Raw genomic sequence first — 1,969 nt, 5'->3', positions numbered from 1 at the left:
ATTAAATTAGCAATAATAATTCTTTAAAATTTTTTATTTTATTAACATTAAAAATTTATATCACCATAACCATAACTTGCAAAAATAAAATCTATATTTGCATTTTTTGTTGCTTGATAATCTCTTAAATATCACCCACAAAGATACTTTCATCGATTGTTATATGAGTTTGTACACAAGCAAACAATAAAGGGTCATCAAAGGATTTATTTTTGCCCTTATATAATGGTGAATTTGAAACAATCAAGCAATCAACTTCAAGTTTAAAATATTTAAGCATACTTAAAGCATTTTGGTAATCTTTGCTGGTTACAACGCTTATTTTTATACCTTCATTTCTAAGTTTTGAAAACGTGCTTTTTACATTGTTAAAAAGTCTTATTTCTTGTATGTTTTTTTGACTAAAAGAAAAATATTTATTTTTATGTTTTTAATTTTGTTTTAAATAACACCTATCTTAGAACAAATTTGATTAAAAGAAATTCCTATATATTTTTTATATTCATCAAAACTTGCATATTTTTCGCCACTACTTTCACTCCAAGCCCTAGCCATTAAAGTTATAGAATTTATAATCACTTTATCCATGTCCAAAATAATATGAGTACAAATTTTAGAAATAAAAAAATACTTATTTTGCGTTTTTTGGTATTTAAAACTTATAAGCTTTGCAAATTCTAAATCTTCTTTTGTTTTTTTATTTAATGCCTCATCTGTGCTAACTTCTATTTGTTTTGGTTTATCTTCAAAATATTTTTGTTTCAATAAATCTTTTTTAGAAAAAATATAAAAACCCTTAGTTTCTACAAAAATAAGCTTAATCTAACTGGTTCTTAACACATCGTTTGGATTAAAATTTAAAGCTTGTTGATTAAACCATACAAAGGAAGTTATCTTTTTTACAGAAAAGGCACTATCATATTCTCCGCTTAACACACTTTCAATTCCTTTTAAAGAAATATTGCTAATAAAAGGACTAGAAATAGCACAAAGTATATAATAATCGCTATATATTTTTAGCTATAGAATTAAGAATATCTTTAAGCCTTGTATTTTTATTGTCTACGTTTTTTTCTATTTTAATAAATCAAACTCCCTTTGGCAAAAATTTTCATTTGAAAAATAGCAAATAACCTTATCTATAAAAGCATTTTCAATTAAGATTTCAAACAAATAAAAAAATACAGGCTTATTGTTAATCAAGGCAAAATAATGCTTTTCCTTATTTTTCAAATCTGTATATATAGGCACAATAGCACTAAATTTCATACTTATCCTTATTCATATAAATTTGCAATCTCAAAATCTTATTCATAATCTATATCTATGCTTTCTATCGCACCAACTTTAACTATACAAGGATTTAACCCAATTCGTCTTTTATATTTTAAAAACACAAATTGCTGGAATTTCATCATAAAGGCTCTAAATCTTGCGTTCTAAGTATATTACTATCATCAAAATTTAAAGGCATTTTATCACTTTTCCATAATAATCTTTGTAGTTTATAGGCACTGAAAGCAGAATCAAATTTACCACTTAACATACTTTTTAACGCCCTTTTAATCGTATTTTTTATGATAAATAGTGCACTAATACGAGAAAAAACATAAGTATCAGCATCAACTTTTTTGCTAAAACATTCAAAAATTTGCATAAAATTAGTATCATCACTATCTAAAAATTTAGAACGTTTAAAAAAATAACTTCTTTTGATAAAAACGAACAAATACTTTCATCACTACAATAAACATAAATTTTATCAATCTCTTCAACACTTAAAAGCGTTTCTAAATTATAATTTAATAATCCATTGAATAATTTTATATTTTTACCAGTCAATTTTTTATTATTTAGTTTAATAAACTACATTGTCACAATTTTTTTATTTATTTTTTATCTTTTAACAGACTTTAAAACTTTTTTTCATATGAAAAATTACTTTTTTTAAATTTTTTTTGAAGGCTAT

General features: G+C 23.4%; 4 protein-coding genes. All 4 read right to left on the bottom strand.

The features are described 5' to 3' along the window. Positions 1-124 precede the first annotated feature (124 nt). The 4 genes from FMM58_RS02290 to FMM58_RS08865 all read right to left on the bottom strand — a co-directional run bounded on the left by FMM58_RS02290 (position 125) and on the right by FMM58_RS08865 (position 1,729). Positions 125-391, bottom strand: a complete 267-nt coding sequence (locus FMM58_RS02290; protein WP_150141840.1) for an HAD hydrolase-like protein — start codon at positions 389-391, stop codon at positions 125-127. Positions 392-441: 50 nt separating this feature from the next. Beyond that, a complete protein-coding gene (locus tag FMM58_RS02285; protein WP_150141839.1) occupies positions 442-765 on the bottom strand; it encodes a hypothetical protein in 324 nt (107 codons plus the stop codon). Positions 766-1,074: 309 nt separating this feature from the next. Continuing rightward, the gene (locus tag FMM58_RS02280) at positions 1,075-1,269 is read right to left on the bottom strand and encodes a hypothetical protein (RefSeq protein ID WP_150141838.1); all 195 of its coding nucleotides are present in this window, start codon (positions 1,267-1,269) and stop codon (positions 1,075-1,077) included. A gap of 145 nt (positions 1,270-1,414) precedes the next feature. Then, positions 1,415-1,729, bottom strand: a complete 315-nt coding sequence (locus FMM58_RS08865) for a hypothetical protein (protein WP_223810300.1) — start codon at positions 1,727-1,729, stop codon at positions 1,415-1,417. Positions 1,730-1,969: the final 240 nt, after the last annotated feature.

Source organism: Campylobacter sp. LR291e (assembly GCF_008633915.1).
Classification (GTDB): Bacteria; Campylobacterota; Campylobacteria; order Campylobacterales; family Campylobacteraceae; genus Campylobacter_D.
This window is presented reverse-complemented; position numbering and strand designations above follow the sequence as displayed.

Coding starts and splice junctions, on each gene's coding strand:
- FMM58_RS02280 (WP_150141838.1), bottom strand. CDS start 1,269: ATGAAATTTAGTGCTATTGTGCCTATATATACAGATTTGAAAAATAAG.